General features: G+C 73.3%; 17 protein-coding genes and 1 other RNA gene. 15 read left to right on the top strand and 3 right to left on the bottom strand.

The window, feature by feature from the left end; genetic code table 11:
• Window positions 1-2 precede the first annotated feature (2 nt).
• Complete coding sequence (locus tag AC0VYN_RS31330; protein WP_475537020.1) at window positions 3-3,515, bottom strand: FHA domain-containing protein; 3,513 nt, start codon at window positions 3,513-3,515, stop codon at window positions 3-5.
• A gap of 430 nt (window positions 3,516-3,945) precedes the next feature.
• On the opposite strand from AC0VYN_RS31330, the gene AC0VYN_RS31325 reads away from it, so the two are divergent.
• The 4 genes from AC0VYN_RS31325 (at window position 3,946) to AC0VYN_RS31310 (ending at window position 9,236) form a co-directional block, all read left to right on the top strand.
• Complete coding sequence (locus AC0VYN_RS31325; protein WP_475533689.1) at window positions 3,946-5,625, top strand: serine/threonine-protein kinase; 1,680 nt, start codon at window positions 3,946-3,948, stop codon at window positions 5,623-5,625.
• A gap of 143 nt (window positions 5,626-5,768) precedes the next feature.
• The gene (locus AC0VYN_RS31320) at window positions 5,769-7,013 is read left to right on the top strand and encodes a serine/threonine-protein kinase (RefSeq protein WP_475533688.1); all 1,245 of its coding nucleotides are present in this window, start codon (window positions 5,769-5,771) and stop codon (window positions 7,011-7,013) included.
• Between the two features lie 76 nt (window positions 7,014-7,089).
• Window positions 7,090-8,196, top strand: a complete 1,107-nt coding sequence (prfB, locus tag AC0VYN_RS31315; RefSeq protein ID WP_475533687.1) for a peptide chain release factor 2 — start codon at window positions 7,090-7,092, stop codon at window positions 8,194-8,196.
• Window positions 8,197-8,510: 314 nt separating this feature from the next.
• Window positions 8,511-9,236 carry an LPXTG cell wall anchor domain-containing protein gene (locus AC0VYN_RS31310; RefSeq protein ID WP_475533686.1) on the top strand — a complete coding sequence of 242 codons (726 nt, stop codon included), beginning with the start codon at window positions 8,511-8,513 and terminating at the stop codon, window positions 9,234-9,236.
• Window positions 9,237-9,322: 86 nt separating this feature from the next.
• Here AC0VYN_RS31310 and AC0VYN_RS31305 read toward each other — a convergent pair whose 3' ends face one another.
• A complete protein-coding gene (locus AC0VYN_RS31305; RefSeq protein WP_475533685.1) occupies window positions 9,323-9,514 on the bottom strand; it encodes a hypothetical protein in 192 nt (63 codons plus the stop codon).
• Window positions 9,515-9,740: 226 nt separating this feature from the next.
• Between AC0VYN_RS31305 and ftsE the strand changes: the two genes are divergently transcribed.
• The 5 genes from ftsE to ssrA all read left to right on the top strand — a co-directional run bounded on the left by ftsE (window position 9,741) and on the right by ssrA (window position 13,689).
• Window positions 9,741-10,430: a cell division ATP-binding protein FtsE gene (gene ftsE, locus AC0VYN_RS31300; protein ID WP_475533684.1), complete on the top strand. Its 690-nt coding sequence runs from the start codon at window positions 9,741-9,743 to the stop codon at window positions 10,428-10,430.
• 46 nt (window positions 10,431-10,476) lie between these two features.
• Window positions 10,477-11,394, top strand: coding sequence for a permease-like cell division protein FtsX (ftsX, locus tag AC0VYN_RS31295; RefSeq protein WP_475533683.1), 918 nt, complete (start codon window positions 10,477-10,479; stop codon window positions 11,392-11,394).
• 68 nt (window positions 11,395-11,462) lie between these two features.
• On the top strand, window positions 11,463-12,635 hold the full coding sequence (locus AC0VYN_RS31290; protein ID WP_475533682.1) for a S41 family peptidase: 1,173 nt from the start codon (window positions 11,463-11,465) through the stop codon (window positions 12,633-12,635).
• Between the two features lie 85 nt (window positions 12,636-12,720).
• Window positions 12,721-13,200, top strand: coding sequence for an SsrA-binding protein SmpB (smpB, locus tag AC0VYN_RS31285; protein ID WP_189231037.1), 480 nt, complete (start codon window positions 12,721-12,723; stop codon window positions 13,198-13,200).
• An 89-nt stretch (window positions 13,201-13,289) separates the two neighbouring features.
• Window positions 13,290-13,689, top strand: a transfer-messenger RNA (tmRNA) gene (ssrA, locus tag AC0VYN_RS31280).
• Window positions 13,690-13,737: 48 nt separating this feature from the next.
• Here the strand turns inward: ssrA and AC0VYN_RS31275 are convergent.
• Entirely contained in the window at window positions 13,738-15,045 is a 1,308-nt protein-coding gene (locus tag AC0VYN_RS31275; protein WP_475533681.1) for an MFS transporter, read from the bottom strand.
• 83 nt (window positions 15,046-15,128) lie between these two features.
• On the opposite strand from AC0VYN_RS31275, the gene AC0VYN_RS31270 reads away from it, so the two are divergent.
• The 6 genes from AC0VYN_RS31270 (at window position 15,129) to AC0VYN_RS31245 (ending at window position 26,054) form a co-directional block, all read left to right on the top strand.
• Window positions 15,129-16,097 (top strand): LysR family transcriptional regulator, encoded by a 969-nt coding sequence (locus tag AC0VYN_RS31270; protein ID WP_451688245.1) that lies wholly within the window; start codon window positions 15,129-15,131, stop codon window positions 16,095-16,097.
• A 162-nt stretch (window positions 16,098-16,259) separates the two neighbouring features.
• On the top strand, window positions 16,260-17,642 hold the full coding sequence (locus AC0VYN_RS31265; RefSeq protein WP_475533680.1) for a hypothetical protein: 1,383 nt from the start codon (window positions 16,260-16,262) through the stop codon (window positions 17,640-17,642).
• The gene (locus tag AC0VYN_RS31260) at window positions 17,642-19,843 is read left to right on the top strand and encodes a bifunctional polysaccharide deacetylase/glycosyltransferase family 2 protein (RefSeq protein WP_475533679.1); all 2,202 of its coding nucleotides are present in this window, start codon (window positions 17,642-17,644) and stop codon (window positions 19,841-19,843) included. Before AC0VYN_RS31265 ends, AC0VYN_RS31260 begins: the two co-directional genes overlap by 1 nt.
• An 89-nt stretch (window positions 19,844-19,932) precedes the next feature.
• Window positions 19,933-21,162 carry an acyltransferase family protein gene (locus tag AC0VYN_RS31255; protein WP_475533678.1) on the top strand — a complete coding sequence of 410 codons (1,230 nt, stop codon included), beginning with the start codon at window positions 19,933-19,935 and terminating at the stop codon, window positions 21,160-21,162.
• A gap of 82 nt (window positions 21,163-21,244) precedes the next feature.
• Entirely contained in the window at window positions 21,245-22,153 is a 909-nt protein-coding gene (locus AC0VYN_RS31250) for a hypothetical protein (protein WP_475533677.1), read from the top strand.
• Window positions 22,154-22,445: 292 nt separating this feature from the next.
• Entirely contained in the window at window positions 22,446-26,054 is a 3,609-nt protein-coding gene (locus AC0VYN_RS31245) for a laminin G domain-containing protein (RefSeq protein WP_475533676.1), read from the top strand.
• Window positions 26,055-26,107: the final 53 nt, after the last annotated feature.

Raw genomic sequence — 26,107 nt, 5'->3', positions numbered from 1 at the left:
CGTCACAGCAGGGACGGCACCTCCGCGGCGGCGACTTCCCGGGCCGCCCGTTCCAACGCGCTGGCCAGCAACGCCAGATCCGTCGGCCCGTTCCCCAGCTCACGCACGGGCCGCCGGGCGGGCGGGTCCCCCATCCGGTGCCACTCCAGCGCCACCACGGTGGGCCGCAGCGTCGCCGTACGGGGGATGCGCCCCGTGACCCGGCCCGCCTGGAACGCCGTGCTCCGGCCGTCCGCCCAGGCCAACCGCCCACGCCCCGGCAGCGGTTCGTCCGGACCCGCCGCCGGCGCGTCGAGCGCGACCCGCAGCGCCGCCCGGCGGGCCGGCTCCGTCTGGGCCGTACGGCCCCCCGGCCCGGCGGCCGCCACCAGGTGCACCCCGAGCCGGTCGCCCTCCCTCACCACGGCCTCCAGCGCCCGCATCACCGATCCCGCCGCGGGCCGCCCCGGCGACCCGAGCGGGGGTGTGACGAGCGCGTCCAGATCGTCCACGACGACCACCAGCCGGGGCAGCGGCGGCACCGCCCCCGCCCGCCGCCGGGCCGCGCCCGGCCGCAGCCGGAGCGTCGAGCTGGGCGGCGAGTCGACGTCCCCCGTCTCCGGCATCCCGCCGCCCACGGCCGTGCGTTGGGCGACCATCCGCCCCGACACCTCGCGCCCGGTGTGCCACTCGGCGAAGTCGGACCGCCCGAGCAGCTCGCCGCGCCGCTTGAGCTCGGCGCTCAGCGACTGGGCGAACTCCCGCATCCGGACCGGGTCGTCGGCGGTCAGGTGGGTGGTGACGTGCGGTACGTCCGTGCAGACGCGCAGGCCCTCGCCGTGTCCGTGGCCCGCGCCCACGGTGTCCCGGCCGTCCATCAGGACGATGCCGAGCCGGTCGGGGCGCTCCGCGGAGGCGAGCGAGGCGACGAGCGCCCGCAGCAGCTCCGTGCGGCCGCTGCCGGGCGGGCCCTCGATCAGCAGGTGCGGTCCCTCGGCGGCGAGGTCCACCGCGACCGGGCCGCGCGGTCCCGCGCCCAGCACGGCGTGCGCGCGCCCGCCCAGGGCGTCCGTGTCGTCGGCCGCGTCCGCCCAGCGGGCCATCAGGGACGCCGGGGTCGCCCGGGCGAGGCCCAGCTCGTCGAGGAGCCGGGCCGCCTGGGGCAGCGGCGCGGACACCCGCGCGTGCCGCTCGCCCGCCGCGCCGTCGGTGCGCAGCGGCGCCAGGGCGCGCGCGAACCGCTCCGACCAGGCCGCGGAGACGGCGTCCACCGTGCCGAGGGTGCCGTGGCCGACCGGGCCGCTCGGGGACGACCCGGTGCGCGCGACGCGCAGCAGCCGCAGGGCCGTCGCCACGTCACCGCTGAGCAGTGCCACGGCGCCGCAGTCGCGGAAGACCGGCGACGCCGCGCAGGCCGCCTCGTACGTCCGCGCCACCGGCGAGGTCGGGGAGGCGGCGGCCGTCTCGGCGAGACACACCACGTGGATGCCCGCCCGGGGGCCCTCCAGGGCCAGCCGCGCCACCACCTCGCGCACGTCGGCGCCGCCGGGGTCGCCGTCCACGACGACCACGGTGTAGGGACCCGGGAAGCCGCCGTCCGGGTCGCTCCCGTCGTCCGCCGGCGCCCAGGAGGGCCGCCTGCCGGCTCCCGCGACCGCCGCGGACCCGTCGGGCGGGCCGTCGTGTCCGTCCGGGCCGCCGTGCCGTCCCTCCTGGGCGGGGGCCGCCGGCTGGGCCGGGATCGTGCCGGCGGGGGCCGGCGGACGGGCGCCGGCGGGCGCGTCCGTCCGGTGGTCCTCCAGGCGGCGCAGGAGTTCCTGGGCGCGGGCCATGGCCTGGTCGCGGTCGTGGGCGAACAGCAGGCGGCAGTCCTGGCCGTGCCCCGGGCGCACGTGCGGCAGCCAGCCCAGCCACGACCACTCCGCGACGCGCTCCGCGAGCGGACGGCCCCGGTCCGCGCTGATCAGGACGATCTCCAGCAGGTCGGGGGAGTGCAGCGCGGCGAGCTGGGCGAGCACGGCGCGGGCCAGCCCGGTGAGCCGCGCGCGCGGGCCCGCCAGCCCGAGCGCCCCGGCCTCGCGCAGCCCGACGGTCACCGGGACCGCGGGCAGCGGTGCGGCACCGCCGGGCGCCATCCGGTCGGCCGTGCCCAGCCGCACGGCGAGCACCTCGGGGTGCTCCGGCCCCCGCTCCCACAGCCGCGGCCCCGGTCCCAGCGCCGTCAGCAGCAGCGAGGCGGAGTCCGGCCACGTCTCCGGCGCGGGGCGGGCGCCGGGGAGGGTCGCCGCCTGCGCGGGACCGGTGGCCTCCTCGTCGGCGTACGCGTCGGGCCCGGCCGCGTCCGGCGCGCCCGTGCGCCCGCCGGCCAGCCGCCGCGCCCACGCCCCGAGACCCCCGCGCCTGCGTGCGACGCCCTGCGGTACGTCGGTCCCGCGCAGGGGCGTCCCCTTGCGGCCGCCGCCCGCGCCCGTGCCGTCGGCGTCGGTGCCCATGCCCGCGCCCTCCACACCCGACGGCCCGGGGCCGGCACCGGCGGGGCCGGACTCCTCCCCCCGCCCGCTCCCGTGAACGCCGTCACGGCCGGGAACGCCGGTCAGCCCCGCGTAGCCCCAGCCCGTGCCGGTCGGCGCCGTGGGAGCGGCGTGCGTGTCGTCCACCCCGGGCGGCGCGTCCCCCGGGAACCCGGTGCCGTGGCTCTCGACGCGGGGCTCGATGCCCCGGCCGGGCACGGTCGGGGGGCCGGCCGGTACCGCGACGGTGCCGTACGTCATCGGGCCGTGGGCGTGGTGCGTGCGCTCGGCCGGGCCGTCCGGGCCGTCGGCCGCGCGCCCGTGGGCCACCCGGTCCCCGTCGTCGGCCACCGCGCCGGTCAGGCGCACGTACCCCTCGCCGTCCGGTGCCGTCGCCACCCGTATCGCGGTGCCCCGGCCGGCCGGGACGAGCCGCAGCGCCGACTCGCCGATCCGCAGCAGCGCCCCCGGCGCGAAGCGGACGGGGCGCTCGCCGACGCGGACGCCGTCCAGTGTGGTGCCGTTGGTCGAGCCGAGGTCGGCGACCGAGACGCGGCCGTCGGGGGCGACGGTCACGGCGCAGTGCGTCCGGGAGACGTCCGGGTCGTCGAGCGCGACGTCCGCGTCGGCGGACCGGCCGAGCCGGATCTGCCCCCCGTGCAGCAGGTGGACGCCGCCCGCGTCGGGGCCGGCGACCACGTGCAGCTGGGCCGGCACGTCGGAGGGCTCGGTGCGCGGGTCGGGCTCGCCCGGGGCGCCCAGGCAGAGCACGGCACCGTCGATCAGCGGGGGCTCGCCCAGGGTGCTGCGCTGGGCGTCGAGCCGCTGCTCCCCGGCGTACAGGACGACCTGGCCGGAGCCCTGGACGTCACCGCCGGGGACCGCCGAGGCCAGCGCGGAGGCGACCGCGGCCAGTGCCGTGCCGGCCGGCGCCGTGACCAGCACGTCGCGGCTCGCGGCGTGCGCTCTGCCCCCCGTGGATACGTGCGGGCCCAGCGGATCTACGACGGTCAGCCGGATCTGCATCGCCGTCAGCGGTCCCTTCGCGCGGGCGCCCGCGATCGCCGGGGACGAAGCCTTCGCTCCGCGGTCCCCCACCGCGGACTTCCCCCACCGCCACACGAGCACGTCGGCCAGTACTGGAGGCATCCTCGCACCTGCCACCGACAACGCGCCCGCCCGCCGCCATCGAATGATCTTGAATGGTCGGCTCTGCCCGCAAAAATGCCTGACGGGTGACCTGCCGCTGATCGCGGAGTGACCGCTTGAGACCGGTCACGTCCGGGCCCGGCAACCAAGGGACCGGGTGGCGCGTCTTTCCTTCGGACACGCGCCGAGGCGGAACGTACGGCGCACCGGCGTACCAATGGGAACCACAGGACTACGACAGCCCGGGCCGCACACCGCGGCACTACAGTGGGTCGGAACAGCCAGCAAGCAACAGGGAGCGCATGACGTGCGGCCGGTAGGCAGCAAGTACCTCCTCGAGCAGCCCCTCGGTCGCGGTGCCACGGGCACCGTCTGGCGTGCCCGCCAGCGGGAGACCGCGGGCGCCGAGGCGGCCGTGGCCGGACAGCCCGGCGAGACCGTCGCGATCAAGGTCCTCAAGGAGGAGCTCGCGAGCGACGCCGACATCGTGATGCGCTTCCTGCGGGAGCGCTCCGTCCTGCTGCGGCTGACCCACCCCAACATCGTCCGGGTCCGCGACCTGGTCGTCGAGGGCGAGCTGCTGGCGCTGGTCATGGACCTCGTCGACGGCCCCGACCTGCACCGCTACCTGCGGGAGAACGGGCCGTTCACCCCGGTCGCCGCCGCCCTGCTCACCGCCCAGATCGCCGACGCGCTCGCCGCCAGCCACGCCGACGGCGTGGTCCACCGCGACCTGAAGCCGGCCAACGTGCTGCTGAAGCAGACCGGCGGCGAGATGCACCCGATGCTCACCGACTTCGGCATCGCACGCCTGGCGGACTCGCCCGGCCTCACCCGCACCCACGAGTTCGTCGGCACACCCGCGTACGTCGCCCCGGAGTCCGCCGAGGGCCGCCCGCAGACCTCCGCCGTCGACGTCTACGGCGCCGGCATCCTGCTGTACGAGCTGGTCACCGGCCGCCCGCCGTTCTCCGGCGGCTCCGCCCTCGAGGTGCTGCACCAGCACCTGAGCTCCGAGCCGCGCCGTCCCTCCACCGTCCCCGACCCGCTGTGGACGGTCATCGAGCGCTGCCTGCGCAAGAACCCCGACGAGCGCCCCAGCGCCGAGAACCTCGCCCGCGGCCTGCGCGTCGTCGCCGAGGGCATCGGCGTGCACGCGAACAGCGCGCAGATCGGCGCCGCCGAGAACGTCGGCGCGCTCCTCGTCCCCGACCCGGCCCCCGCGCCGGTGCCGGGCGCCGCGGGCGCCGCCGACCCGACGCAGGTCCTGCCGCAGAACCCGAACGGCGCGTACGACCCCAACGGCGCGACCAGCGTCCTGCCGCACACCGGCAACCCCGCGGGCGCCGCCGATCCCACCGCCGTACTGCCGCACCGCGGCGCGGCCGACCCGACCGCCGTCATGCCGCCGGTGCCGCCGGGACAGCCGGGCGGGCCGGGACAGGGCGGGCAGCCGGGTGGGCCCGAGGACCCGCACCCCTGGCAGAACCAGCTCCGCGCCGCCCGCGACCGCAACGAGCAGACGCAGGTCCAGTACCTCGACCCGAACGAGGACCCGCTGCGCCGCCGCCCCCAGCGGCAGGTCGCCCGCCCGCAGCAGCAGCCGCGCCCCCAGCAGCCGCCGCAGGGCTACGGCTACCCGCAGCAGCCCCAGCCCCAGCCGCAGCGGTACGCCACACCGCAGCCCCAGCAGCCCCAGCCGCAGCGCTACGCCCCGCCACCCGCGCCCGAGCCGCAGGCGCCCCGGCGCGAGCCCCGGCCGCCGCGGCAGCGCAGCGCCAATCCCATGCGCATCCCCGGTCTCGGCTGCCTCAAGGGATGCCTGGTCACCCTCGTCATCCTCTTCGTGGCCGGCTGGCTGGTCTGGGAGCTGAGCCCGCTCCAGGACTGGATCGGCACCGGCAAGGGCTACTGGGACCAGCTCAGCGACTGGTTCGGCACCGTCACCGGCTGGATCGGGGACCTGGGCGGCTCGGGCGGCAACTGACCCGCCCGGGGCCCGCCCGGGGCGCCCCGCACCCTTGACTCTGGCGATTTGTCGACAACTGACGGGTGATTTCCGCCTCCGCCGTGAAGGCCGGCTCGTCGGACGCGTAGCTTTGTGCGCAACACGCGTCGGTAGGAGCAGTCTTGGCACGGAAGATCGGCAGCCGGTACACCGCCCACCAGATCCTCGGGCGGGGCAGCGCCGGCACGGTGTGGCTGGGCGAGGGGCCCGAGGGACCCGTCGCGATCAAGCTGCTGCGCGAGGACCTGGCGTCCGACCAGGAACTCGTCTCACGCTTCGTCCAGGAGCGCACCGCACTGCTCGGCCTGGAGCACCCGCACATCGTCTCCGTGCGCGACCTGGTGGTCGACGGCAACGACCTCGCCCTGGTCATGGACCTGGTCCGCGGCACGGACCTGCGCACCCGCCTGGACCGGGAGCGGCGCCTGGCACCCGAGGCCGCGGTGGCCATCGTCGCCGACGTCGCCGACGGCCTGGCCGCCGCGCACGCCGCCGGGGTCGTGCACCGCGACGTCAAGCCGGAGAACGTGCTGCTGGACATGCAGGGCCCGCTCGGCCCCGGCGGCTCGCACCCCGCGCTGCTGACCGACTTCGGGGTGGCCAAGCTCATCGACACCCCCCGGCGCACCCGCGCCACGAAGATCATCGGCACCCCCGACTACCTGGCCCCGGAGATCGTCGAGGGCCTGCCCCCGCGGGCCTCCGTCGACATCTACGCCCTGGCCACGGTCCTGTACGAACTGCTCGCCGGCTTCACGCCCTTCGGCGGCGGCCACCCCGGCGCGGTCCTGCGCCGCCACGTCACCGAGACCGTCGTCCCCCTCCCCGGCATCCCGGACGAGCTGTGGCAGCTGCTCGTGCAGTGCCTGGCCAAGGCGCCGGCCTCCCGGCTGCGCGCCTCCGAGCTGGGCGCGCGGCTGCGCGAGCTGCTGCCGATGCTGGCCGGGATGGCGCCGCTGGACGTGGACGAGCCCGACGCCGACCAGGAGGACGAGGAGCCCGAGGAGGCCCCCGCGTCGCCGGCGTCCGCCGGGCAGCCGGCCCGGCGCCGGGGAGCGGTGCCGCTGGTGCCGGGCGCGAAGCCGGCCGACTCCAACCGCGACACGCACACCTCCATGCGGGTACCGGCCCCCGACGAGCTGGCCGGCGGCGCCCGCGGCACCGCCCGGGCCCCGCGCGCGTCCGGCGCCCCCCGTCCCGGCTCGGCCCGCAACCGCGCCGCCGCCCGGCGCCGCCGGCTCGCGCTGGGCGCGGGCGCGCTCGCCCTGGTCGCGGCGGTCGGCGTCGGTACCTGGCTGGCCACGAGCGGTGACGAGGGCGACCCGGGCCCCCAGGACACGCGGAACTCGGCACCGGCCTCTCCGTGAGGCAGGGCACGCCGCGACCGGGACCGCCCGCCGCGGTCCGGCGTGGACCGCCTGGCGGAGCCGTTACGCTGGATGCGTGGCAGTCGTCGATGTATCCGAAGAGCTGAAGTCCCTCTCCTCGACCATGGAGTCGATCGAGGCCGTCCTGGACCTCGACAGGCTGAGGGCAGACATCGCCGTGCTCGAGGAGCAGGCGGCCGCGCCCTCCCTGTGGGACAACCCGGACGAGGCGCAGAAGATCACCAGCAAGCTCTCCCACCTCCAGGCCGAGGTGCGGAAGGCCGAGGTCCTGCGCGGCCGGATCGACGATCTCGCCGTGCTCTTCGAGATGGCCGAGGAGGAGGACGACCCCGACACCCGCGCGGAGGCCGAGTCCGAGCTCACGGCCGTGAAGAAGGCGCTGGACGAGATGGAGGTCCGCACCCTGCTCTCGGGCGAGTACGACGCCCGTGAGGCGCTCGTCAACATCCGCGCTGAGGCCGGTGGCGTGGACGCCGCCGACTTCGCGGAGAAGCTCCAGCGGATGTACCTGCGCTGGGCCGAGCAGCACGGCTACAAGACCGAGGTCTACGAGACGTCGTACGCGGAAGAGGCCGGCATCAAGTCGACCACCTTCGCCGTGCAGGTCCCGTACGCCTACGGCACCCTCTCCGTCGAGCAGGGCACCCACCGCCTGGTGCGCATCTCGCCCTTCGACAACCAAGGGCGCCGCCAGACCTCCTTCGCGGGTGTCGAGATCCTCCCCGTGGTCGAGCAGACCGACCACATCGAGATCGACGAGTCCGAGCTGCGGGTGGACGTGTACCGGTCCTCCGGCCCCGGCGGCCAGGGCGTCAACACCACCGACTCGGCGGTGCGCCTCACCCACCTCCCCACGGGCATCGTCGTCTCCTGCCAGAACGAGCGCTCCCAGATCCAGAACAAGGCCACGGCGATGAACGTCCTCCAGGCCAAGCTGCTGGAGCGCCGTCGCCAGGAGGAGCAGGCCAAGATGAACGCCCTCAAGGGCGACGGCGGCAACTCCTGGGGCAACCAGATGCGTTCGTACGTGCTGCACCCCTACCAGATGGTCAAGGACCTGCGCACCGAGCACGAAGTGGGCAACCCCGAGGCCGTGTTCAACGGCGAGATCGACGGTTTCCTCGAGGCCGGCATTCGCTGGCGCAAGCAGCGGGAGAAGTAGCGGGAAGCGTCCGCGACGCTTTGTCGACAAGGCAACTGCCGCCTCACGGGCGGCAGTTGCCTTTTCTTCGTCGGCGATGTCCGGGTTTTACATCACACTCACACCCTTTGTGTCCGGCATACGTTCCGTACCAGGACATCGCGTACGCAATGACCTTGACGATGCTTTGAACATTCGTAAGGGTGAGGCTCGGCATGCGTATTTCTGGGGCGCATGTGAACCGGGGGACATCGCTTCAGCGCAACCAACCCCCCGTCGATCACGGCCCCTGGCGCCGCCTCACTGACGATTCAGCTACTGGGGGTAGCAACCATATGACCAAGAAGACGCGGATCCGTGTCGCACGCATAGCGGCCGGTGCCGTGATAGCGGCCGGTGCCTCGCTGACGGCCGCCGGTGCGGCTTCGGCGCTCGAGTTCAACCTCGGAATCACCGTCGGCGACGGCGAGCCGGGTTGTGAGATCGGCACCGGTCCCGAGTGCAACACCGAGCAGCCGGGTGGCGGTAACACCGAGCAGCCGGGTGGCGGCAACACCGAGCAGCCGGGTGGCGGCAACACCGAGCAGCCGGGTGGCGGTAACACCGAGCAGCCGGGTGGCGGCAACACCGAGCAGCCCGGTGGCGGTAACACCGAGCAGCCGGGTGGCGGTAACACCGAGCAGCCGGGTGGCGGTAACACCGAGCAGCCGGGTGGCGGCAACACCGAGCAGCCCGGTGGCGGTAACACCGAGCAGCCGGGTGGCGGCAACACCGAGCAGCCCGGTGGCGGTGGCGGCGGCAACGGCGGCGGTGACAACAACACCAACCCCGACGGCGGCTCCAACGCCTCCACCCAGGAGCAGGGCTCCTCCGCCCTGACCGAGACCGGCGAGCAGGCCCAGGCCTCCGACACCTCTGCCCAGGGCAGCGGCAAGGAGCTCGCCGAGACCGGTGCGGCGGAGACCACCTTCCTGCTGCTCGGTGCCGCCACGATGATCGCCGGCGGCATCGGCTTCCGTGTGCTGCCGCGCATGATGGGCGGCCGGGGCGCCGCTGCCTGACGGCAGCCGAGCGTCCGCGCACAGCGCGTACACACAGGGGCCCGGAGCGCAAGCGCTCCGGGCCCCTGTCGCGTCCTCGCCGGGCTCTACACCGTCTGGTGGGCCAGCAGCGCCACGGCCGCCACCAGGATCACCAGCAACGCGATCAGCGCCACCGGATTCAGGTTCTGGAAAAAGCTCTCCTGCTGCAGGCGCTCGCGGTTCGCCCGGCACACGGGGCACCGGCCCTCGCTCACGGGCGCCGCGCAGTTCGCGCACACCAACCGGTCGTACGTCATGCGCCTCGCCCTCCTTGCAACCGGTTCACTCAGCACAACGCCCACGGAGCCGTGAACGTTCCCCTTCCACTGTGCCAGGTTCCGGAAGCCCCTGCGCGCGGTCCCGGCGAGGCGATGGCCGGGACAAAACGTGCAACTACCGCGCAACCCCTACCGGTGACTGCGGTCGGCTCCCCGGTTCGCGTATGGTCACGCTCATCTACCCCCGGCGACCCGTGGTGCATCCGTGATCCGATTCGACAACGTCTCCAAGGTCTACCCCAAGCAGAGCCACCCAGCCCTCAGGGACGTCTCCCTGGAGGTCGAGAAGGGCGAGTTCGTCTTCCTCGTGGGATCCTCCGGCTCCGGGAAGTCCACCTTCCTGCGGCTCGTCCTCCGTGAGGAGCGGTGCAGCCACGGCCAGGTGCACGTTCTGGGCAAGGACCTCGCGCGCCTGTCCAACTGGAAGGTGCCGCAGATGCGGCGCCAGCTGGGGACGGTGTTCCAGGACTTCCGCCTGCTGCCGAACAAGACGGTCGGCGAGAACGTCGCCTTCGCCCAGGAGGTCATCGGCAAGTCCCGCGGCGAGATCCGCAAGTCCGTGCCGCAGGTGCTCGACCTCGTCGGGCTCGGCGGCAAGGAGGACCGCAGGCCGGGCGAGCTGTCCGGCGGTGAGCAGCAGCGCGTCGCCATCGCGCGCGCCTTCGTCAACCGGCCCAAGCTGCTGATCGCGGACGAGCCGACCGGCAACCTCGACCCGCAGACCTCGGTCGGCATCATGAAGCTGCTCGACCGCATCAACCGGACGGGCACCACCGTGGTGATGGCCACGCACGACCAGAACATCGTGGACCAGATGCGCAAGCGCGTCATCGAGCTGGATAAGGGCCGCCTCGTCCGCGACCAGGCGCGCGGCGTCTACGGCTACCAGCACTGAGACCGCAGACCGCACCGGCTTCCACGGAAAGGCTCAACCACTCGCCATGCGCGCCCAGTTCGTGCTCTCGGAGATCGGCGTCGGTCTCCGCCGCAACCTGACCATGACCTTCGCGGTCATCGTCTCCGTCGCCCTGTCGCTGGCCCTGTTCGGCGGCTCACTCCTGATGAACGACCAGGTCAACACCATGAAGGGCTACTGGTACGACAAGGTCAACGTCACGGTCTACCTCTGCAACAAGAGCGACGCGAAGTCCGACCCCGCCTGCGCCAAGGGCGCGGTCACCGAGGACCAGAAGAAGCAGATCCTGGCCGACCTCGACGAGATGAACGTCGTCGAGAAGGTGACGTACGAGTCGCAGGACGAGGCATACAAGCACTACAAGGAGCAGTTCGGCGACTCGCCGCTGGCCAGCTCGCTCACGCCGGACCAGATGCAGGAGGCGTACCGCGTCAAGCTGAAGGACGCGGAGAAGTACCAGGTCATCGCGACCGCCTTCAACGGCCGGGACGGCGTGCAGTCCGTGGCGGACCAGCGCGGCACCCTGGACAACCTCTTCAAGCTTCTCGAGGGCATGAACGTGGCCGCGCTCGCGGTGATGGCGCTCATGCTGGTCGTCGCGCTGATGCTGATCGTCAACACGGTCCGCGTCTCGGCCTTCAGCCGGCGGCGCGAGACCGGCATCATGCGGCTGGTCGGCGCCTCGGGCTTCTACATCCAGGCGCCGTTCATCATGGAGGCGGCGGTCGCGGGGCTCATCGGCGGCGCGGTCGCCTGCGCCTTCCTGGTGACCGCGCGGTACTTCATCATCGACCACGGACTCGCGCTGTCCGACAAGCTGGCCCTGATCGACTTCATCGGCTGGGACGCCCTGCTGACGAAGCTCCCGCTGATCCTGGCCACCAGCCTGCTGATGCCCGCGTTGGCCGCGTTCTTCGCGTTGCGCAAGTACCTGAAGGTGTGACACATGCCAAGAGGGCCGAACGGTTGAGCGACCGTTCGGCCCTCTCGCGTTGTCCTAGACTCACCGGCATGTCAGGTCGTGACCTGTTCTATCAGCCCCGTCGCGCACGCCACGGGGCCGCCCTGACTTTGGTGTTCGCGAGCGTGCTCGTCGCCGGGGCGGCCACCGGATCGTTCCCGGAGACCGGCCGGAAGTCACCGCCGGACGAGGCCCGTTCGGCCGCGCCCGCCGGGCACCACGAGGACGTGGCCCGGGCGGCGGCCGAGGCGATGGCCGACGGCAAGTCCCCGGTCGAGGCCGCCGAACGCGCCGTCAGCCGCAGCGGGGACCGCTGGGGCGCCGTCTACTCCCGCGGCGAGTACGAGGAGTTGGAGGAGGCCCTCGACGGCCGGTACACCGGCGTCGGCCTCTCCGCGCGCCGCGAGCGCGACGGCCGCATCGAGGTGACCGGGGTGCGCTCCGGGTCACCCGCCGCCGACGCCGGGATCCGCGCGGGCGACCGGCTGCGCAGCGTCGACGGGAAGCGGGTCGACGGGCGCCCGGTCACCGAGGTCGTCTCGATACTGCGCGGCGACGCCGAGGAGGAACCGGCAGGCACCGCCGTCCGGCTCGGCCTGGAGCGCGGCACGCGGGCCTGGACGGAGACCGTCCGCCGGGCCAGGCTGTCCACGGACCCCGTGAGCGTGCGCACGCTCGCCGACGGCGTCACCGTCGTCAAGGTCGCCTCCTTCACCAAGGGCGTCGGCCGGCAGGTGCGCGACGCCGTGGAGCGGGTGCCCTCCGGCACCGGCGTCGTCCTCGACCTGCGGGGCAACTCCGGCGGACTGGTCGCCGAGGCCGTCACCGCCGCCTCCGCCTTCCTCGACGGCGGCCTGGTCGCCACCTACGACGTCGACGGCGACCAGCACGCCCTGCACGCCGAACCCGGCGGCGACACCGCCAGGCCCCTGGTCGCACTGGTCGACGGCGGCACCATGAGCGCGGCCGAGCTCCTCACCGGGGCCCTCCAGGACCGCGGACGGGCGGTCGTCGTCGGCTCCCGCACCTTCGGCAAGGGCTCCGTGCAGATGCCGAGCCGGCTCCCCGGCGGCTCCGTCGCCGAACTGACCGTCGGGCACTACCGCACCCCCGCCGGCCGCGGCGTCGACGGCACGGGCATCACGCCCGACCTCGAGGTCGACCCGGCGGACCCGGCCGCCCTGGAGCGGGCGCGGACCGTGCTCAGCGGACTGGGACGGTAGGGCCCCGCCCCCGCCGCGCCGCGCCCCGGCCCCGCGAAACCGGCTTCCCGCGGACCCCCTCCGTAGTGCCAAAATGGGCTGCACTATGGCTAAGGAAAAAGGGCGCAAGCTGATCGCGCAGAACAAGAAGGCGCGGCACGACTACCAGATCCTCGACACCTACGAGGCCGGCCTGGTCCTCACCGGGACCGAGGTGAAGTCACTGCGCCAGGGGCGGGCGTCGCTGGTCGACGGCTTCGTGCAGCTCGACGGGCACGAGGCGTGGCTGCACAACGTGCACGTGCCGGAGTACAGCCAGGGCACCTGGACCAACCACAGCGCCCGCCGCAAGCGGAAGCTGCTGCTGCACCGCGTGGAGATCGACAAGCTGGAGTCGAAGTCCCAGGAGACGGGGCACACGATCGTGCCCCTCGCCCTGTACTTCAAGGACGGCCGCGCCAAGGTCGAGATCGCGCTGGCACGCGGCAAGAAGGAGTACGACAAGCGCCAGACCCTGCGCGAGAAGCAGGACCGGCGCGAGGCGGAGCGGACGATCTCCGCGATCCGCCGCAAGCAGCGGGCCTGAGCCGGGGGAATGGGCTGGCACCCACGTGCGTTGGTCACGTACGATGGATCCGCACCGCCTGGACGGTGCACGGTTTGAAAAATCAACATGGGGATGATCGGTTTCGACAGCGGCTGTCGAAGCAGGGGAAGCGTGTCGAGGAAGCGGCCATGATCTCGTAAACCACAGGCCGAAAAAAATAATCGCCAACACCAAGCGCGATTCCTCCCAGCAGGCCTTCGCCCTCGCTGCCTGATCTCAGGTAGCGAAGCGAGCCTCCTACAAAGGGAGTGTCAGCCCGGGGCTGTTCCCGACCCGGATCCTGGCATCAGCTAGGGGACTAAACCTTGATCCCGGTCACGGGGTGAAGAGGGAAACCAAACAGTGACTGAGCCCGTCGGAGACTTGTCCGCGTGATCTCCGGGGCTGAGAAAATCGAAGCGGACTGCACACGGAGAAGCCCTGGTTCCACACCGTTGGACGCGGGTTCGATTCCCGCCATCTCCACAATTCCCATGTGGGCGAAGGCCCCGTCGCTTCCGGGCGACGGGGCCTTCGTCATGCCCGGGCACCGGCCGGACGGGACCGGCGGGGCAGGGACAGCAGGGCCAGCGTCAGGGCGAGGGCCGCCGCGGTGACCGGCACGCCGAAGCCGGCCGTGGGCGACACGTGCTCCACCGTCCAGCCGCCGGCCGCGCTGCCGCAGGCGATGCCGCCGAGCAGGCCGGTCACCGCCAGGGTCATGCCCTCGTTCAGACGGCCCTCGGGAGTGCGGTGCTGGACCAGCGTCATCGTCGTCACCATCGTCGGGGCCGTCGCCATCCCCGCGGCCAGCAGCGTGAGCGCCAGCAGCGGCAGCGAGCCGGTGCGGGACGCGGCGAGCAGGGGCAGCGTCATCAGGGCCGTCATCGCGGCCACGCACCACGGCAGGCGGGCCGCGGCCGGCCCGGACGGCTTCAGGGCGCCGTACAGCAGGCCCGCCGCGCAGGAACCGGCCGCCTGGAGCGCCAGGACCGCGCCGGCCGCCGAACGGTGCCCCTGCGCGTCAGCGAACGCGATCGTGACGACCTCCATCGCGCCGAACACCGCCCCCGTCGCCAGGCACATCGCCAGCAGCGGGGGGATGCCGGGCGCGCGGAAGGGCGCCTTCGCGGCCGGGCGCGGCCGGGCCGGCGGCTCCGTCGCGCGCTGGGCGGCGAACAGCAGGATGCCGGTCACCAGCAGGAACACCCCGACCAGCGTGCCCGCCTCCGGGAACAGCGCCGTGCACAGGAACGCCGCGAGGACCGGCCCGAGCATGAAGCACAGCTCGTCCGTGGCCTGCTCGAAGGAGTTCGCCGTGTGCAGGGCGCCGGCGTCGCCCTTCAGCAGGTGGGACCAGCGGGCGCGGGCCATGCCGCCGGTGTTGGGCGTCGTGGCCGTGGCGGCGTACGCGGTGAACAGGGTCCAGTCGGGGGCCCCGGAGCGCACGCACAGCACCAGCAGGAGCGAGCCGAGCGCCGCGAACAGCGTCGCCGGCACCGCCACCCGGGCCTGCCCGTGCCGGTCCACGAGCCGCGCGGTCCACGGCGCGACCAGCGCGGTCGCGGCCAGCCCGGTCGCGGTGACGGCACCGGCGAGCGCGTACGAGCCGCGCGTACCGGCGATCATCACGACCGCGCTGACGCTGAACATGCCCATCGGCAGCCGGGCGACGAGATTGCCGGCCGTGAACGCGCGCGCGCCGGGCACGGACAGCAGACGCCGGTAGGGCCCCGGCGGCCGGCGCGAGGCGCGCGGACGGAAGTCGGCGGCGACGAGGGCGTCGGCGGTGACGGTGAACAGGGGGGCCTGCGGACGGGAGCGTCGAGGAGTCGTTGGCGGCATGCGCCAACCGTCGCCCGCGGGAGATCACGGGGTCCAACACCTTCTCGGTACGCGTTCACGCACTCCCGTTGTAAATTCGCCGGATGCCCGCACCGGTTCACCTCGATCCGCGCCTCCTGCGCGCCTTCGTCACCGTCGCCGAGGACCTGCACTTCACCCGCGCCGCGGCCCGCCTCTACGTCGCCCAGCAGGCACTCAGCCGGGACGTGCGACGCCTGGAACGCGAGCTGGGCGCCGAGCTGTTCGTCCGGTCCACGCGGCAGGTGACGCTGACGGCCGACGGCGAGCGGCTGCTGCCGTACGCCCGCCGCGTGCTCCAGGCGCAGGACGACCTCCTCGCCGCCTTCGGGCAGGCCCGCCCGCTGCTGGTCGACCTCAACTCGCCCGGCCTGGTCACCGGGCGCCTGGTCCTGGAGCGGGCCCGGCGCCTCGCACCCGAACTGGAGCTCATGGCCCGCTACGAGAGCGGTCTGACCGGCGCCGCCGCCGAGCTGCTCGCGGGGCGGCTCGACGCCTCGTTCGGCCGGTTCGCGGGCCTTCCCCCGGCGTTGCGGGCCGGACTCGGTCACCAGCCGGTCCGCTACGAGCCCATGGCGGTCGTCCTGCCCGAGGACCACCCCCTGGCCCCGCTGCCTCAGGTGCCGCTCGCCGCACTGGCGGGGGAGACCGTGTACGCCGGGGCCGGCAACCCGCGGACGCCGGAGTGGACCGACCTGGGACACCGCCTGTTCGAGGGACGCGGCATCGAGGTGGCACCACCCCTTCCGCTGGCCGTCGGGGACGAGGAGTTCCGGCGGATCATGGACAAGACGCGCAATCCGATCCTCGCGGTGGTGAGCTTTCCGGCCATGGCCTCGACCGTGGTGCGCCCGCTCGTCGATCCCGTCCCGCTGTCGCCCGTCTCACTGGTCTGGCGAAAGGGGCTGGTGCACCCCGCGTTCGACGCGCTGCGCCGGGCTGCCGCCCAGGTCGCGGCCGAGAACGGGTGGCTCCACCGGCCCGCAGAAGGGTGGATTCCGGCCAGTGACGCCGCTGTGATGTCCGTCCATTAACCGGCACGCGGCAACCACACCTCCCTCGCGTGCGCTACATTCTTGGCCTGAGCGCTGTGTGGTACAGGGGGCGTGCGAACCTGGTGGGGGCCGGTTCGGCCGACGGGTGCTCGGAGTCGTATGCGCACCCGGAACTGGTCCCTCGGGGGGAAGTGCGTGCGCGTGAGGAATTGGCAAGAAGACGCCCAACCGGAGTGGCCCGGTGCCGCGTCCGGTACCCGTGATGCCGCGGCACCGGGATCCCAGCAGGACGCCACCCAGGTGCTTCCCGGCGCCGGTGCCTTCCCGGCCACCGCGCCGTCCCCGATGCCCGGAGCGGCGTCCCCGGGGGCCGGTGCGCCCGCGGGGTCCGGATGGTTCGGAGAGGCCGGGGGGTTCCCGGCCGGCCGGAGCACGGACGCGCCGCGTCCCGACGCGGGCGCCGGGACGGAGCTGCCGCGCCACGCCTCCCCGGCGTCCGCGGACGCGTCCCGGACCGAGGTCCTTCCGCAGGTCGGCACCGACCTGTTCGGCGGCCCGGCGCGCCAGGACCGACCAGGCCAGGACCGCACAGGCCGGGGCCGAATAGGGCAGGGCGGGGTCCCCCGGCACGGCGGCCCCCGGTTCGGCGACGCGCCGCACCCGGACGCCGACGCCACGGACGTCCTCCCGTCGGCCGCCCAGGCGGCCCCGACCCGCGCCTTCTCGGCGCCCGCCACCGCCGCACTCCGCGACCCCTGGCAGGAGACGCCCGGCCCCCTGGACGCACCCGACGCACACCCGGCCGCCGGCTCCGACCACACGCACGACCCCCACGAGGTCACGGTCCAGCTCGACGCCGTCCAGCTCGGCGACGGCATCATCCGCCGGGCCGCCAGCGGCCCCGGCAAGCACGCCGCCCCCGACGCCTCCGACGGACCGGTGTTCGTCGACGAGTCGGGCCGCCGCAGCCGCCGCTTCCGCCGCATCGGCATCGCCCTGGGCGGCGCCTGCGCGATCTACGCCGTCGTCATCGTCTCCACGCTCCTGTCGGGCAACTCCAACGCGCCCTGGCTGCCCGTGCCCGGTCAGGAACAGGGCCGGCCCGCCGGGCAGGTCGAGACCACCCCGCTGCCCTCGCAGTCCGCGCAGCCCTCCGCGAGCGGCAGCGCCACCCCGCTGGACGGCGCCTCGGCCGGTGCCGACGCGACGGCGTCCGCCGGCGCCGACGCCTCCGCGCCCGGCACCTCCGCCACCGCGGGACAGCCGGGCGGCAGCGCCGGTCCCCGGCCCTCCGCGACCGGAACCGCGCCGAAGCCGGGCGGCGGCGCGGCCCAGCCCGACCCGACGGTGACGACGCAGCAGCCGCCCCCCGCCACCACCGACCCGACGACGCCGTCGGGCGGTGGCGAGACCACGGTCCAGCCGACCACGCCGACGGACGGCGGCACCACCACCGACCCCGGCGCCGGCACCACCGTGAACGGTGGCAGCGACGTCTCCCCCGTGGCCGCCGGAGCCGCGCCCGCCGCCGGCACCGCACCGGCCGGCACCTCCACGTCCCTCTCCCCGGAGTACACCCTCTGATGGCATCCCGCACCCGCCGTCACGGCGCCGCGCGCGGCGCACGTGACGGCGCCCGGCGCCGCCGCCTGCCCTTGCGCCTGCTGCTGCCGCTGCTCGTCCTCGTCGCCCTGGTGGCGATGCTCATGCTGCGCGGCTACGTGCACAGCGAGATCCTCGCCGACCACCGCGTCCAGCCGCCCGCCGGCACCGCCCACGTACCCGGGAAGATCCTCGAGGGCGGTCCGGTCATCGACACCCGCGGCGGCCGGGCCGGCAGCCTGAGCGTGCCCGACCACCGCCTCGTCCTCACCTTCGACGACGGCCCGGACCCGGTCTGGACGCCGAGGGTGCTGGACGTGCTGAAGAAGCACGACGCGCACGCGGTCTTCTTCGTCACCGGCACCATGGCCTCCCGCTACCCGGACCTCGTCAGGCGCATGGTCGACGAGGGCCACGAGGTCGGCCTGCACACCTTCAACCACCCCGACCTCTCCTTCCAGTCCAAGAAGCGCATCGACTGGGAGCTGTCGCAGAACCAGCTGGCGATCACCGGCGCGGCCGGCGTCCGCACCTCGCTCTTCCGCCCGCCGTACTCCTCCTTCGCCGACGCCATGGACGACAAGTCCTGGCCGGTCACCGAGTACATCGGCTCCCGCGGCTACATCACCGTCGTCAACAACACCGACAGCGAGGACTGGAAGAAGCCCGGCGTCCAGGAGATCATCCGCCGCGCCACGCCGCACGGCGGCAAGGGCGCCATCGTCCTGATGCACGACTCCGGCGGCGACCGCCACCAGACCGTGCAGGCCCTGGACACCTTCCTGCCCGACCTGAAGAAGAAGGGCTACGAGTTCGACAACCTCACCGAGGCCCTCGACGCGCCCAGCGCGATGAGCCCGGTGACCGGCGTCGAACTGTGGAAGGGCAAGGCGTGGGTCTGGCTGGTCCAGGCCTCGGAGAAGCTCACCGACGTCCTGGTGGTGGGCCTGGCGATCATCGGCTCCCTGGTCATCGGCCGCTTCCTGCTGATGCTGCTGCTGTCCGGCGTCCACGCCCGCCGGGTGCGCCGCAAGGGCTTCCGCTGGGGCCCGCCCGTCACCGAGCCGGTGACCGTGCTGGTGCCGGCGTACAACGAGGCCAAGTGCATCGAGAACACCGTCCGTTCGCTGATGGAGAGCGACCACCCGGTCGAGGTCATCGTCATCGACGACGGCTCCAGCGACGGCACGGCCCGGATCGTGGAGGCGATGGGCCTGCCCAACGTCCGGGTGATCCGCCAGCTCAACGCGGGCAAGCCCGCCGCGCTCAACCGCGGTCTGGCGAACGCCAGTCACGACATCGTCGTCATGATGGACGGCGACACGGTCTTCGAGCCGTCCACCGTCCGCGAGCTCGTCCAGCCCTTCGGCGACCCGAAGGTCGGCGCCGTCGCGGGCAACGCGAAGGTCGGCAACAAGGACAGCCTCATCGGCGCCTGGCAGCACATCGAGTACGTGATGGGCTTCAACCTGGACCGCCGCATGTACGACGTCCTGCGCTGCATGCCGACCATCCCGGGCGCCGTGGGTGCCTTCCGGCGCTCCGCGCTCGAGCCCTTCGGCGGCATGAGCGACGACACCCTCGCCGAGGACACCGACGTCACCATGGCGCTGCACCGCGCCGGCTGGCGGGTCGTCTACGCCGAGAACGCCCGCGCCTGGACCGAGGCCCCGGAGTCCGTCCAGCAGCTCTGGTCCCAGCGCTACCGCTGGTCCTACGGCACCATGCAGGCCATCTGGAAGCACCGCCGCGCCGTGATCGAAGGGGGCCCCTCGGGCCGTTTCGGCCGCGTCGGCCTGCCCTTCGTCTCTCTGTTCATGGTCGTGGCACCGCTCCTGGCCCCGCTGATCGACATCTTCCTGCTCTACGGCATCGTGTTCGGCCCGACCGAGAAGACGATCGTCGCGTGGCTGGGCGTCCTCGCCATCCAGGCGGTGTGTGCGACGTACGCGTTCATCCTCGACCGGGAACGGCTGACACCGCTCATCTCGCTCCCGCTCCAGCAGATCCTGTACCGCCAGGTCATGTACGTCGTGCTGCTCCAGTCCTGGATCACCGCGCTCACCGGCGGCCGGCTGCGCTGGCAGAAGCTGCGGCGCACGGGCGGGGTGTCCGCACCACCGGGAGACCCGGGCGTTCCCACGCAACGGCCGCACGCCATGGACGGGAGGCCGGTCGGATGACCACCTCGCCCTTCGACCCGACACGTCCGGTCCCCGGCCCGGCCGCCGCCCCGGGCTCCGGCCCGGTCCCGACTCAGGAATTCCCGCACATGACCGCCCCTTCCTTTCCGTCCGTGGGGGCGGAGCCGGCCCAGCCGGCGGTCCCGCAGCAGAAGCAGGCCCGCCGGGGTCCCGTCCGTGACCGCTACTTCGACCTGCTCCGGGCCGTGGCCCTCTTCCGGGTGGTCCTCTACCACCTGATGGGCTGGGCCTGGCTGCCGGTGGTCTTCCCGTCCATGGGCGTGATGTTCGCCCTCGCGGGCAACCTCATGGCCCGTTCCCTCAAGCGCCCCGCGGTGCAGGTCGTGCGGAGCCGGATGCGCCGTCTCCTGCCGCCGCTGTGGCTGCTGGGCGCGGTGGGCGTGACGGGCATGCTGCTCCAGGGCTGGGGGCCCGGCGCCGACGGGCATCCGGGATGGTGGTGGATCCACCTCGGCTTCTGGATCCTGCCGCTGAGCGACCCGCCCTTCGCGGAGGGGCTGTCCGGCGTCCACGGACTGCTGGGCGACAACTGGGCCTCGGACCTCGCCGGTCCGCTGTGGTACATCCGGGCCTACCTCTGGTACGTCCTGCTGTCCCCGCTCCTGCTGCGTGCCCTGCGCGCTCTGCCGTGGGTGACGATCCTCGCCCCGCTGGCACTCTCGGCCGCCTTCGAGTTCGGCTACCTCAGCCTGCCCGGCGAGCGCATCCCCTCGGCGCTCACGGACTTCAGCACCTTCGGAGCCTGCTGGGTCCTGGGCATGGCCCACCAGGAAGGCGTCCTCAAGCGGCTGCCGCGGTACGTCGTGCCCTCGGTGGCCCCCGTGATCGCCGCGCTGGGCCTCTGGTACGCGATGAAGCAGGGCTTCAAGACCGGCTACGACCTGGACTCCATCCCCTTCGCCCAGGCCGTCTGGTCCTTCGCGACCGTGCTGCTGCTCCTGCACGTGAGCCCGTCGTGGTCCGAGTGGCCGCGCCCGCTGCGCCGCTTCGACCGGCTGGTCACCCTGCTCAACTCGCGGGCGGTGACGATCTACCTCTGGCACAACATCTGCATCCTCATCGCCGCCACGATGTGGGACCGGCTGTGGGGCTTCGAGGTGATGTACGAGAACGTTCCGTGGCTCCTGGAGAGCCCGTGGCCGGTCCTCGTCCTGGCCTGGATCCTCATCGGCAGCTGCGTCGTCTGGTTCGGCTGGATGGAGGACGTGGCGGCCAAGCGCAAGCCGCAGCTGTGGCCGGACGGCTCGAAGCGCCCCGAGCCCAGGCAGCCCAGGAGCCGGGCGGCACACCGGGGCTGACGCCCTCCGCTCCCACGTGCGAGACTGCCCCGGTTGCGGACGTGAACAGGGTGACGCGAGTCGGCCCGGGGGAGCAGGTGGGATGAGCAAGCGGCAGATACGGAACATGCTGCGGCTGATGGCGAGCGGGGAGCCGGTCGAGCTCACCAGCGCGATGGCATCCGTGAAGAAACTGGCCCGACTCGCCTTCGTCGCCCAGCAGTTCGGGTACGAGTACGCCGACGTGCGGCAGGGCGGCGGGAACAACAGCCAGCTGAAGATGCTGATCTTGCCCGACCCCAGCCCGCAGGCGCGGGCGCGGGCCGCGCAGAACTGGGCGCAGTACCCGCAGGCCGGTGACGGCGTCTCGGTGCCGCCGCTCGTGCCGGACGCCTTCGAACTCCTCAAGGCCCGCATCAACTTCGACCTCACCGGCAAGAGCGCCGAGAAGCGGATGGGGTACGGCGCCCTCGGCGTCACCATCGGCTGCGCCGCCCTCGCCTTCCGGGCCGGCGGCCGGTCCGAAAACTTCGTGGCCGCCGCGATCATCTGGCTGTTCGTCCTGGCGATCCTGGGCGTCGGCCTGCTCGTCACCCGCAGGCGCAACGCCAAGTTCGCGGCCCGCCTCCAGGCCGCCGGCTTCGTGCCGGTGGCGGACGAGACCGGGCGGGTCCGCTATCTGCCGCCGGGCGGCCACCTGCCCGGGCACGGCAACCCCTTCGGCGGCGGCGCCCCCGTCACCGGCTCGCCGTACGGGTACCCCGCGCCCGGCCACCCCGCCGCGCCCGGCGCCCACGGCGGGCCCGCGCCGGCCGGGTACGGCCACCCCGCCCCCGGCCCCGGCCCCTACGCGCCGCAGCAGCCGTACCCGGCCCAGGGCGGCTACGGGCAGCCGCAGCCCCAGGCTTCGTACGGGCCGCCTCCGCAGCAGCCTTACGGGCAGCAGCCCCACCCGCAGCAGCCGCACCCCCAGCAGAACCCCCACTGGCAGCCGCAGCCGCCTCAGGGCTGACCGTTGGAGGGCCACAGGGGTGGCCGGATCACGCCGCGCCGGGAACGACTCCCGTGCGCGGCTTTCCTCTTTCTGACCTGTGACGCCGCTCCCGGGCGCACCTTTTCGGCGCGCCAAACGTGTGAACGCACTTATGGCCGAAACGAGTCGACTTATTGACCCTCTGGTCACAAGGAGCGTTCAATTCTGATCGTTTTCTTTGGGGATCTTGTGAAGCTGGGGGCGGGTTTCTGTGACGGGGAGACGGATACGCGGTGGGGCCGGGGCCCGGCCCCACCGCGGAGCGATCGGGGTGACCGCGGGGCTGCTGGCGCTGGTCTCCACACTCGTGGTGCCGCTGACGGCGGCCCCCGCGGCGGCGGAGGACACGCCGCCGCAGACCGAGGGACAGCGGGCGCTGGCGCAGGCGCAGGAGTCCGGCACCCGCGTGGAGGTGACCGGCGAGCGCGGTGAGCGCACCACGGTCTTCGCCAATCCGGACGGCTCGACCTTCACGCTCGAGGAGTCGTCGGTGCCCGTGCGCGTCGCGAAGCCCGGCGGCGGCTGGCAGACGCCGGACCCCACGCTCGTCGAGCGGCCCGACGGATCGGTCGGGCCGAAGGCGGCCTCCGCGGAGATGACGTTCTCCGGCGGCGGGGAGGCGCCGCTGGCGAGGATCGAGGAGCGCGGCCGGTGGCTCCAGCTCGACTGGCCGGGCCCGCTCCCCGAGCCGGAGCTGAACGGCGCGAGCGCCCTGTACCCCGAGGTCCTGCCGGGCGTCGACCTCAAGGTGACCGCGACGGTCGAGAGCTTCCAGCAGGTGCTGGTGGTGAAGACGCCCGAGGCGGCCGCGAACGACGAGCTCGACGAGCTCAAGTTCGGCCTGGAGGCCGACGGCCTGGACGTCGTGAAGGGCGCCGCCGGCAACCTGGCCGCGCTGGACGCGTCCGGGCTGACCGTGTTCAAGGCGCCGCCGGCGCAGATGTGGGACTCGGCGGGCAGGGCCGCCCCGCAGCCGGAGACGCAGCTCGTGCGGGCGGCGGCGGAGCAGCCCGAGCCCGCGGACCCGGCGGAGGGCGCGGCCTCGGGCAAGGGCCTGGAACCGGGGCAGGGCGACACGGTCGCCCCCATGGACGTCCGGGTGACCGAGGACGCGCTGACGGTCGTCCCGGACGCGGGCATGCTGGCCCACACCGACGAGGCGGCCTTCCCGCTGTTCATCGACCCCACCATCACCTGGGGCGAGTCCGAGCGGACGCTGCTGCGCAGTGACGGCTACGAGTCGTACGGCTGGGGCAACGGCGACGACAACCTCGGCAAGGGCGTCGGCAAGTGCGGCACGTGGAACAACTACTACTGCGGCCCCGGCTACGTGCAGAAGCTGTACTTCGAGTTCTCCCCGGCCAGCCTCAAGGGCAAGAAGGTCCTGGACGCCACGTTCCGGGTGACCGAGCCGTGGGCGTTCCAGTGCGACCCGCGCTGGGTCGACCTGGTGCGCACCAACAACATCTCCTCCTCCACCACCTGGTCCTCCCGCCCCAAGGAACTGGACTGGATGGTCGACCGGCACGTCTCGGCCGGACGCGGCTCGCTGTGCGACCCTGACTCGCCGGACGCGCCGATCGAGTTCAACGACAATCCCGAGGAGACGAACGAGAACCTCACCCCGACCGTGCAGAGCTTCGCGGCGGGCAAGTTCTCCCGGCTCACGCTGGAGGTCCGCGCCCACGACGAGTCGGACACCTCGGCCTGGAAGCGGTTCAAGAACGACGCGGTGCTCTCCGTGGACTTCGTCGGACTCCCGGACAAGCCCACCGGGACCGGGCTGGTGACGGGCTCGGGCACCGTGTGCGAGCGCTCGGAGGGCGACCCGGCCGTCGTCTCCGACCCCACCCCGACGCTGCGGGCGTACGCGCAGACCAAGGCGGGCGGCGAGAAGGAGGCCCAGCTCCGGGTCTACTTCGACCTGGACCACAAGAACTCCGACGGGACGTGGTCGGACACCAACCCGGGCAACGGGTCGGTGCGCCCCTCCACCGGGTACATCGGGGACGGCAAGTCCACCACGCTGACCTGGTCCACGCTCACCGACGGCAAGCTGTACCGCTACCAGGCCTACACGCACTCGTTCTACAACTCCGGCAAGAGCTACCTGTCGAGCGCCACCTCGGGCTGGTGCTACTTCAAGGTGGACTCCACGGCGCCCAAGGCACCCAAGATCACGATCGGGGCGCCCTACAGCGCGTGCACCGAGACCGCGTGCGTCATGGCCGGCGGGCCCGGTCAGGCCGCGAAGCTCTCCTTCGCCGCCGCGGCCGGGGACGCCAACAACGTCGCCTACCAGTACAAGCTGTCCTCGGACGACGCCTGGTCGCCCGAGCTCAAGGGCGTGTCCGTCACCAAGGAGATCACCCCGGAGCGCTCCGGCACCTACAGCGTGTACGTCCGGGCGAAGGACGACGTCGGCCGCTGGGGCGCGCAGAACACCGTCGACTTCCTGGTGGCGGCCGGTGAGGGCCCGGTCGGACGCTGGCACTTCGACGAGGACAGCGGCGCCGCGAAGGACGCCGCCACGGCCGACGGCCCCGACGACGCGGCCCTGGCCGGCGGCGCGGTGCGCGACGACCGCGGACGGCGCGGCCTGGTCACGCACGACGCCCAGGGACAGCCGCTGGAGAACGCGATCACGGACAAGGGCCTGCTGCTGAACGGCACCACCGGCTACGCGCAGACCGGCGGACCGGTGCTGGAGACCCGCTCGGCCTACACGCTCTCGGCCTGGGTGCGTCTGGACAAGGCGACGGACAACTACGGCGCGGTGCTCTCCACGAGGGACGGCGTCAGCAGCCCGTTCCTGCTCACCTACACGCCCACCAGCAAGACGTGGTTCTTCGGGGTGCGGACCAAGGACAGCACCGACTACTACTGGGGCACCGCCGCGGTCTACCCGGCCCAGGTCGGCGTCTGGACCCATCTGGCGGGCACGTACGACCCCGCCAAGGGCGAACTGCGGTTCTACGTGGACGGCCGGCTCCAGAAGAGCGCCGTCCAGACGGAGGGGTCGTGGCCGTCCCCGGGGCCGCTGGACATCGGCAGGCACCAGCTCAGCAAGGGGCCCGCCTACTACTTCCCCGGTTCCATCGACGAGGTGGCCGTGTGGCAGCGCGTGCTGACGGCGCGGGAGATCGGTGACGAGGCGCAGCTCCTGACGTCCCAGGGCTACGCGGGAGCCGAGCTGGTGGCCGACTGGTCGGCCGAGCGGGGCAGCGGCACCACGGTCCCCGACACCACCTCCGGCTACGGCAGGACGCTGGCCCTCGAGGGCGGCGCCTCGGTCGACGGCGACGCGATCACCCTGGACGGCGTCGACGACGCCGCGACCACCGCCGGACCGCTGGTGTCGGAACACGCCTCGTTCACCGCGTCCACCCTGGTGCAGCTGGACCGGGCCGCGCTGCTGACCAAGGACGTCGGCTACACCGGCCAGGTCCTGGGCCAGCGCACCGAGGACGGATCGTCCTGGGGCTTCTGGTTCGAACTGACCGGCAAGGACACCGTGCTGGACGAGGACACCGGTGAGGAGGTCACCCGGCCCGCCGGCAAGTGGCACTTCGGCCGCCGCAACAACGACGGCACGTGGACGTCGGTCGTCTCCGACGAGATCGCCGCCATGGACAGCGAGGTGCGGCTGACCGGCGTGTACAACTCCCTCACCGGAACCATCGGCCTCTACCTCGGACACAACCAGAACGGCGCCGACCTCGCCTACGCGATCAAGGTCGGTACGGGGGAGTTCGCCGTCGGCAAGGGATTCACCTCCGGCGCCTGGCAGCACCGCCTGCCGGCCCGCGTCATGGACGTGCGGCTCTGGGCCGGCGCCATGGCGGGCAGTGACCAGATCGACGAGATGGTCGGGGACTGACGGGAACCGGCCCGGCACACGGTGCCCACGGCGGCCGAGGCGATCCTCGGCCG

It is taken from the genome of Streptomyces sp. 63XJN7_1_ISO-PGPR-S23-121, from assembly GCF_056173025.1.
The sequence above is the reverse complement of the archived record's forward strand: the minus strand, read 5'-3'. Positions and strand labels throughout refer to the sequence as shown.

What these genes read in the sequence shown, in the direction of transcription:
- AC0VYN_RS31330 (WP_475537020.1), bottom strand. Translation starts at nt 3,515, where the DNA reads ATGCAGATCCGGCTGACCGTCGTAGATCCGCTGGGCCCGCACGTATCC.
- AC0VYN_RS31310 (WP_475533686.1), top strand. Translation starts at nt 8,511, where the DNA reads ATGACCAAGAAGACGCGGATCCGTGTCGCACGCATAGCGGCCGGTGCC.
- AC0VYN_RS31305 (WP_475533685.1), bottom strand. Translation starts at nt 9,514, where the DNA reads ATGACGTACGACCGGTTGGTGTGCGCGAACTGCGCGGCGCCCGTGAGC.
- ftsX (WP_475533683.1), top strand. Translation starts at nt 10,477, where the DNA reads ATGCGCGCCCAGTTCGTGCTCTCGGAGATCGGCGTCGGTCTCCGCCGC.
- AC0VYN_RS31290 (WP_475533682.1), top strand. Translation starts at nt 11,463, where the DNA reads ATGTCAGGTCGTGACCTGTTCTATCAGCCCCGTCGCGCACGCCACGGG.
- smpB (WP_189231037.1), top strand. Translation starts at nt 12,721, where the DNA reads ATGGCTAAGGAAAAAGGGCGCAAGCTGATCGCGCAGAACAAGAAGGCG.
- AC0VYN_RS31275 (WP_475533681.1), bottom strand. Translation starts at nt 15,045, where the DNA reads ATGCCGCCAACGACTCCTCGACGCTCCCGTCCGCAGGCCCCCCTGTTC.
- AC0VYN_RS31270 (WP_451688245.1), top strand. Translation starts at nt 15,129, where the DNA reads ATGCCCGCACCGGTTCACCTCGATCCGCGCCTCCTGCGCGCCTTCGTC.
- AC0VYN_RS31260 (WP_475533679.1), top strand. Translation starts at nt 17,642, where the DNA reads ATGGCATCCCGCACCCGCCGTCACGGCGCCGCGCGCGGCGCACGTGAC.
- AC0VYN_RS31255 (WP_475533678.1), top strand. Translation starts at nt 19,933, where the DNA reads ATGACCGCCCCTTCCTTTCCGTCCGTGGGGGCGGAGCCGGCCCAGCCG.
- AC0VYN_RS31250 (WP_475533677.1), top strand. Translation starts at nt 21,245, where the DNA reads ATGAGCAAGCGGCAGATACGGAACATGCTGCGGCTGATGGCGAGCGGG.